At 33.1% G+C, this 7,798-nt stretch carries 11 protein-coding genes; all 11 read left to right on the top strand.

Going from position 1 to position 7,798, the window contains the following annotated elements; all coding sequences use genetic code 11:
* Positions 1–339 (top strand): dTDP-4-dehydrorhamnose 3,5-epimerase (gene rfbC, locus NE054_RS06260; protein ID WP_297889887.1); only part of this gene is annotated, 339 nt, incomplete at its 5' end.
* A gap of 8 nt (positions 340–347) precedes the next feature.
* On the top strand, positions 348–1,337 hold the full coding sequence (rfbB, locus tag NE054_RS06255) for a dTDP-glucose 4,6-dehydratase (protein ID WP_297889886.1): 990 nt from the start codon (positions 348–350) through the stop codon (positions 1,335–1,337).
* Positions 1,334–2,167 carry a dTDP-4-dehydrorhamnose reductase gene (rfbD, locus tag NE054_RS06250; protein WP_297889885.1) on the top strand — a complete coding sequence of 278 codons (834 nt, stop codon included), beginning with the start codon at positions 1,334–1,336 and terminating at the stop codon, positions 2,165–2,167. The genes rfbB and rfbD overlap by 4 nt, the downstream gene beginning before the upstream one ends.
* A 62-nt stretch (positions 2,168–2,229) precedes the next feature.
* Positions 2,230–2,859, top strand: a complete 630-nt coding sequence (gene atpB / locus NE054_RS06245; RefSeq protein WP_297889884.1) for a F0F1 ATP synthase subunit A — start codon at positions 2,230–2,232, stop codon at positions 2,857–2,859.
* 10 nt (positions 2,860–2,869) lie between these two features.
* Positions 2,870–3,268 (top strand): universal stress protein, encoded by a 399-nt coding sequence (locus NE054_RS06240; protein WP_297889883.1) that lies wholly within the window; start codon positions 2,870–2,872, stop codon positions 3,266–3,268.
* Positions 3,269–3,294: 26 nt separating this feature from the next.
* Complete coding sequence (gene atpE / locus NE054_RS06235) at positions 3,295–3,639, top strand: ATP synthase F0 subunit C (protein ID WP_012459663.1); 345 nt, start codon at positions 3,295–3,297, stop codon at positions 3,637–3,639.
* Between the two features lie 77 nt (positions 3,640–3,716).
* Complete coding sequence (gene rpmH / locus NE054_RS06230) at positions 3,717–3,860, top strand: 50S ribosomal protein L34 (protein ID WP_345780602.1); 144 nt, start codon at positions 3,717–3,719, stop codon at positions 3,858–3,860.
* A gap of 321 nt (positions 3,861–4,181) precedes the next feature.
* A complete protein-coding gene (gene yidD / locus NE054_RS06225) occupies positions 4,182–4,391 on the top strand; it encodes a membrane protein insertion efficiency factor YidD (protein ID WP_297889881.1) in 210 nt (69 codons plus the stop codon).
* 14 nt (positions 4,392–4,405) lie between these two features.
* Positions 4,406–5,953 (top strand): membrane protein insertase YidC, encoded by a 1,548-nt coding sequence (gene yidC, locus NE054_RS06220; RefSeq protein WP_297889880.1) that lies wholly within the window; start codon positions 4,406–4,408, stop codon positions 5,951–5,953.
* Positions 5,950–7,293 carry a tRNA uridine-5-carboxymethylaminomethyl(34) synthesis GTPase MnmE gene (gene mnmE, locus NE054_RS06215; protein WP_297889879.1) on the top strand — a complete coding sequence of 448 codons (1,344 nt, stop codon included), beginning with the start codon at positions 5,950–5,952 and terminating at the stop codon, positions 7,291–7,293. Before yidC ends, mnmE begins: the two co-directional genes overlap by 4 nt.
* 24 nt (positions 7,294–7,317) lie before the next feature.
* A partial coding sequence (locus NE054_RS06210; protein ID WP_297889876.1) for a Rho termination factor N-terminal domain-containing protein occupies positions 7,318–7,798 on the top strand: 481 nt, incomplete at its 3' end.

Below are 7,798 nucleotides of genomic sequence, written 5' to 3'. Positions count from 1 at the left end.
GTCAAATGTATAAAAGGGAAAATATTTGATGTAGCAGTAGATATAAGAAGAGGAAGCCCAACTTATGGAAAATGGATAGGAATAGAGCTTTCTGAAGAGAATAAATTAATGTTGTGGATACCTAAAGGTTTTGCCCATGGATTTTTAACACTTTCCTCTGAAGCAGAAATAATTTATAAGATTTCTGGAGCGGAGTATTCACCTCAACACGATAGAAGTATAAGGTGGAACGACCCAGAAATAAATATAACCTGGCCTACAACGGAAGAACCAATACTTTCAGAAAAAGATAAAAATGCACCTTTATTAAGGGATGCAGAAATAAACTTTATATATTAGGAGGAGAAATGAAAATACTTACAACAGGTGGAGCCGGATTTATAGGAAGTGAGTTTGTAAGACAATGTATAAAAAATGATATAGAAACAGTAGTAGTAGACAAACTAACATACGCAGGAGACTTACAAAGACTAAAAGAAGTAGAAGATAAGATAAAGTTTTATAAATCTGATATAAACAACTATGAGTTTATAGATTATATATTTCAAAAAGAAAAACCGGATATAGTAGTTCACTGGGCAGCGGAAAGCCACGTTGATAGGAGTATATTAGACCCTTCAATTTTTATAGAAACAAATGTAAAAGGTACACAAACCCTTTTAGACGCAGCAAAAAAGTACAACATCAAACTATTTATAAACATAGCCACAGACGAAGTTTATGGAGAACTTGGAGAAGATGGACAGTTCTATGAAGACACTCCTTTAATACCAAACTCTCCTTACTCCGTAAGTAAAGCATCAGCAGATATGCTTGGTAGAGCTTACTACAGAACTTATGGACTTCCTGTAATAACCGTTAGACCCTCAAACAACTATGGATGGTGGCAATATCCGGAAAAATTAATACCTGTTGTAATAATAAAAGCTTTAAATAGCCAACCAATACCAGTCTACGGAAAGGGGGAAAACATAAGAGAATGGCTGTTTGTATCAGACTGTGCAGAAAGTATATTTAAAATAATAGAAAAAGGCAAAGTAGGAGAGATATACAACGTAGGAAGTGGTCAGGAAAGAAAAAATATAGAAGTGGTTAAATCAATCCTTGATATATTAGGAAAACCTTACGATTTGATAACGTTTGTAAAAGACCGTCCAGGACATGACTTTAGGTACAGTTTAAATACAGATAAAATAGAAAAAGAAATAGGATGGAAAGCAAAAGTAAAATTCGAAGAAGGCTTAGAAAAAACAGTAAAATGGTATCTTGACAACATTGATTGGGTAAATCAAAAAAGAAAACAACTTGAAGATTACTGGAAAAAGGTTTATACATGAGAATACTTATATTTGGAAAAAACGGACAGCTTGGTAGCAAGTTTACAGAGTATTTAGAGAAAAACAATATAAACTTTCTCTCTATATCTAGAAATGAGTGTAACATAACAGATTTTTCAAAAGTCAGAAATGTTGTAAAAGATTTCAACCCAGATATAGTGATAAACTGTACCGCATACAATTTAGTAGACAAAGCCGAAGAAGATTATTTGCAAGCTTTTGATGTAAATACTTTTGCAGTTAAAAATTTAGCCTTTGTCTGTAACGAATTTAATAAATTTTTAATCCACTATTCTACAGACTACGTTTTTGATGGAACGAAGCAACATTTCTATACAGAAGATGACCTACCAAACCCTTTAAATATATATGCAAAAAGTAAGTTATCCGGAGAAATCTTAATAAAAGAAATTTTAAAAAATTACCTGATTTTTAGAGTTAGCTGGGTTTATGGGAAGGGAAAACAAAACTTTTTATACAAACTACAGCAATGGGCTTCTGCTAACGATACACTCAAAATAGCAGTTGATGAGTTTTCTGTACCTACATCTACAAGAACAATCGTTGATATGACGATGAAAGCTATAAAACAGGGGCTTACTGGACTTTACCATCTCACAAACTCCGGATACGCATCAAGGTACGAGTGGGCAAAAGAATATTTTAAAATAAAAGGAATAAAAAAGCTCATCTATCCGGCTTACCAATCTGACTTTAACCTTCCTGCCAAAAGACCAAAATGGTCCGTGATGAGTAATGAAAAAATAAGTAAAGATTTAGGAGTAGATATTCCTTTATGGTATGAAGAGTTAAAAGATTTACAACCTTAAATTTTTCCTGTATAATATTTCAGAATTTGTTAGCCAATTAACAAAACTAATGGAGGAAAGAAGTGGAACATCAAACCCATGTAATTATGGCGGTTATCGTTGTTGTTGCAGTGCCTATAATTTTTACCGTTTTAGCAAAAAAACCTTCATTAATACCTACCCCAATTCAAAATGTTTTTGAGATATACATACAGTTTATAGATAATCTTATAAAAGAAAACATGGGTGAAAAAGGAAGAAAGTACTTCACATTGATAGCTGCGATTGGTTTGTTTGTTTTTTTTGGAAACCTTTTAGGTATGATTCCAGGATTTGAATCTCCAACAGCAAACCTAAACACTACGATGGCTTTAGCTTTGTTGGTGTTTTTCATATACAACTTTGAAGGAATCAGAGAACAAGGTTTGGCTTACTTTAAACACTTTTTAGGACCTGTTCCTGCAATGGCTCCCGTATTTGTTATAATAGAACTTCTTAGCCATTTGAGCAGACCCGTTACGTTGGCATTGCGTCTTTTTGCTAACATGACAGGTGGAGAGTTAGTTAGTGTGGTTTTAATAATGTTAGTCCCATTCCTTGTTCCAATGCCGGTAATGTTGATACACCTTATAGCTGTATTTTTACAAACTTACGTATTTGTTGTATTAACAACAGTTTACATAGCTGGAGCTATTACACATGCGGAGCATTGATGGAGGAATTATGATAGAGATAAAAAAAATACTCATCAACTTACAGTTTGATGGAGCATCTTTAAGAGCTTTGGAGATTGCAAAGGATTTGGCAAAAAAGTATAACAGTCAGCTTGTTGTATTCCACGAAATCGTAGACGTGTACATGATGAAAAAAGTGGCTTCAAGCTTTGGTATGCCAGTTCCCCCAGATACAGATGAAAGAAGCAAGAAAACAGCACAAGAAAAGATAAACGATTTATTGGTGGATTTTGATGGAGATAAAAAAGTTATAGTGGACATATCCGGAAGGATTAAAGATGTTTTACCTAAGTTTGTAAAAGAAGAAAATCCGGATTTGGTTATTCTAACGGATGAGTATGAGTATATAGTCAAAAAAATAAACGTAAACACTTTAATTGTAAAATAAATCACTTATAGGAGGTTGCATAAATAATGGTTAAGTTTTCAAAAGTTTTGATGCTGATGGTCTTGGCAGGAACAGTTTCTGCAGCTTTTGCAGCTGAAGGAGACCCAATGGCAAGAGCGGTATTCTATGGAGCGTTAGCTATCGGTGCGGGTGTTGCTATCGGTGCAGCAGCTGGTGGTGGTGCAGCAGGTCTTGGTAATGCTATCAGAGGTGTCCTTGAAGGAATGGCAAGAAACCCTAACATGGGTCCAAAACTCTTAACAACAATGTTCATCGGTATGGCATTGATTGAAACGTTTGTTCTCTACGCTCTACTAATCGCTATCATCTTCATCTTTACAGGAATATTTGACTCTAAAGCTGGGTTCTAATATAATAATCCACCGATTCTAAAACAGGCAGCTAATAAATAGCTGCCTTTATTTATTTTTATAAGGAGGTTTGTAAAATGGCAAACATGAAAGCAAAATCACATCTTTCTAATAAAAAAAGAAAGAGAGTTTCTGGATTTTTGGCAAGGATGAAGACAAAATCTGGAAGAAAGATAATAGCAAGAAGAAGAGCTAAAGGAAGAAAACGTTTAGCAGCTTAATGAAAACGTTAAAAAAAAAGAAGTTCAAAATGTATTTAAACTTGGGAAAAAAATTAGTTTAAGGTATTTTAATTTAGTTTTTCAAAGAAATAATTTAAACTATCCAAGGTTTGCATTTGTTGCACCAAAAAAAGTTTTTAAGAAATCAACTCAAAGAAATAGGGTAAAAAGGATTTTAAGAGAAGCTATCCGGCTTCTCTTCCATAGATTTCAAAACTTAAACTGTGATATCATATTAATCGGAAAGCCGGATATAACCAAATTGAAAGTTTACAACTTAAAAGAGGAGATGGAAAGTATTTTAACACTGTTGGAAAGAGAATGTTAAGCAATACCTTTATTAAGTTAATAAAGATGTATCAAAAGTACCTTTCACCCTTAAAAAAGCCTTCCTGTAGATACTACCCCTCTTGTTCAAACTATGCAATCTTGGCATTACAAAAGTATGGGTTTTTTAAAGGAAGTCTCAAAGCCATATGGCGAGTATTAAGATGTAATCCATTTTCAAAAGGTGGAGTAGATTATCCTTAAAGTGAGGTGAGAAAATGCAACAGGAAGACATGCAAAAGCGAATGCTTATTTTCTTTGCTGTAATTTCATTTTTGTTTATAAGTTTCTCTATATTCAGTCAGTATCTTTTTCCCCAAGAGAAAAATATTGAAAATGGTCAACAAAAGACAGCTCAAACCAACCAAGTACCTAACCCAGTTATACAACACAGTGGAAGTTATGATTTAATTCTCACAAATGAAAGACAGAATTTAGATACATCCAAAAACATAAAAATAAAAACAGAGTTTGGTTATATTGAGTTTACTCCATACGGAGGAAGAATTACATCTGTTTATATACAAAAGTACAACCAAGATATGGTTGATGATTTCTCCAAGAAAAACAAGATATTCGTAGGAGAACTCATAACATCAAATCCAAACTTAACCAGAATACTCAACTTTTCAGAGTACTTTGTTTCTCAAGATAAAAATACTATAACCTTTAAACTTCAAAAAGAAAATGTAGAGATAGAAAAAAAATACACAATCTCTGAAAGTGGAACAGTTGACCTATCCGTAAAGACAAAAGGTATTGAAAACACGGCTGTGTCAATTTTATCCGGAATATCTTTAAAATCGGAAGGAACCTTTGGTCATGAAGGAGCAATTATAAAAACAGATAAAGAAGTAATAAAAATAGATAAAGATATTCAGCAACCAAAGACCATACGAGACAACATTTTATGGGCTGGAGAAGAAAACAAGTACTTTTTACAGATATTTTCACCAAAAGGTGGTTCCAACACTGTTAACATCATACCGATAGCAAAAGATACAACAGCGGTACTGGTTGACGTAAGTCCGGATTTTGAAGGGTTCATATACAGTGGACCAAAACTATACTCCCTCTTAGGACAGATAACAGAATACTACAAAAACCTTTGGAAAATGGATTTAGACCTTAGAGCGTCCATTGATTTTGGATTTTTTGGAATACTTGGAAAACCGTTATTTTTACTTCTTCATTTCTTTTACACCTATGTACCTAACTGGGGCGTGGCAATAATTATACTAACAATTCTTATCAGAATTCTTTTCTTCCCTCTTAACCATAAATCTTTAAAAGCTATGAAAAAGATGGCAGATTTGGCTCCTGAAATAGAGAAACTAAAGAAAAAGTACGCAAAAGACCCTCAAAAACTTCAAGAAGAGATTATGAAACTGTACGCCCAGTCCGGAGCAAACCCTATGAGTGGTTGTCTTCCTATTTTAGTTCAAATTCCAGTATTCATAGCCCTTTACAACGTTTTGATGGTAACGGTAGAGCTAAAACACGCACCGTTTATCCTATGGATAAAAGACCTTTCTGACAAAGACCCTTACTACATATTACCTATACTAATGGGACTTTCTATGATAGCTCAACAGTGGATAACACCATCTTCAGACAAAAACCAAAAGATGATAATGTATATTCTGGCTGGTGTATTTACGTTCATGTTTATGAACTTTCCATCAGGACTTGTTTTATACTGGCTCACGAACAATATATTAGGTTTAATACAAAGTTTTATAGTTAACAAAACGATGAAAAAATGAAAAAAGATACGATTGTAGCAAACGCAACTCCGCTTATCCCTTCAGCTGTTGGGATAGTAAGGATAAGCGGAGATGATTCTTTAAAGATAGCAAGAGAGATTTTTACCCTTCCCAAAGAGATAAAAGAAAGAAAAGCTTACTTTGGAAAAATTCTTGACTTGGATAAATCTGTCTTAGATGAAGGATTACTTGTTTACTTCAAAGCTCCAAAAAGTTTTACAGGAGAAGATGTTGTAGAGATTTACCCTCACGGAAGTGTTCCGGTTGTAAAAAAAATAATAGAAAACGTGGTAAAACTTGGTGGAAGATTAGCACAACCTGGAGAGTTTACCTATAGGGCATTTATAAATGGAAAAATAGATTTAACACAAGCTGAGGCTATTGCAGAACTCATATCCGCCAAATCTGAAAAAGCATCAAAAGTAGCCGTACGGATACTTGAAGGGAAACTATCAAAGCAGATAAACACTTTAAAAGATAAGTTATTAAACCTTATCTCTTTAATAGAAGCGGAAATAAACTTTCCGGAAGATGTGGAAGAGATAGATAAGAATCTAATTGTTGAGAATCTTACAGATGTAAAAACTGAAATAAAAAGGCTGATAAACTCCTACAAAAAAGGCTCTATCATAAAAGAAGGTATAAAACTTGCAATAGTAGGAAGACCCAATGTGGGAAAATCTTCCCTTTTCAATGCAATGTTAGGATACGAAAGGTCAATTGTATCTGAGTATAAAGGGACTACGAGAGATTTTATAGAAGAAAGCTTAAAGATAAACGACATTCCGGTAATTTTATTGGACACTGCCGGTATCAGAGAAACACAAGAGTTTGTAGAAAAGATAGGAATAGAAAAAGCAAAACAAAAAATAGAGGAAGCTGATATTGTTTTATTTGTGGTAGATGGTTCAGAAGGTTTTACAGAAGAAGATAAAAAAATATACGATGAAATTAAAAATAAAACCCACATTATAGTAATTAATAAAGCTGATTTGATAACAAAACCACTTGATATTTTTGAAAAATCTGATAATATAATATATACAAGTAGTAAAACATATCAAGGAATAAAAGAATTAGAAGAAAAAATCACACAGATTCTTGGGATTACAGAAACCGAAGATGAGGTGTTTATAAATCTTAGACATTATAATCTATTAAAACAAGCAGAAGAAAAGATAGAAGATATCATTCTAAACTTAGATTTTTTAATTAAAAATAAAGAAATTTTAATGCTTGATTTACAAGAAGTTTTAAACCACCTTCAAGAAATTGTAGGTCAGATAACAACGGAAGATGTTTTAGGAAGTATTTTCAGCAAATTCTGTATTGGAAAGTAAAAAATTATTGTTAAAGGAGGCACAATGGACTTAGCTACATTAACCCCAGAAAAACTTAAAGAAATGACGTTAGCTGAACTTAGAAAATTAGGTGAAGAGTTAGAATTAGATAGAGTGACAGGGCTTAAAAAAGAAGAGCTAATACAGAAAATATTAGAAAAAAAAGAGGAAAAAGAAGGTTTAGTAAAGATAAACGGAGTTCTTGAAGTTCTACCAGAAGGATTTGGATTTATAAGATTTTTAGAAAACAACTACGCACCAAGCCCTTCTGATATATACGTATCACCTTATCAGATAAAGAAAACCGGATTAAAAACAGGAGACACTATTATAGGAGTTGCAAGAAATCCCAAAGAAGGTGAAAAATATAGAGCACTTGTAAGAATTGATAGAGTTGGAGGACTATCTCCTGATGATTTGAAAAAAAGACCATCTTTTGATAAACTTATTCCTTACCATCCAACAGAAAGATTTAACCTTGAGTATGACCCATCTGATTTATCTA

The sequence above is a fragment of the Sulfurihydrogenibium sp. genome, assembly GCF_027448985.1.
Classification (GTDB): Bacteria; Aquificota; Aquificia; order Aquificales; family Hydrogenothermaceae; genus Sulfurihydrogenibium.
Note: the sequence above shows the minus strand (reverse complement) of the source record. Positions and strands in the feature narration are given on the sequence as shown.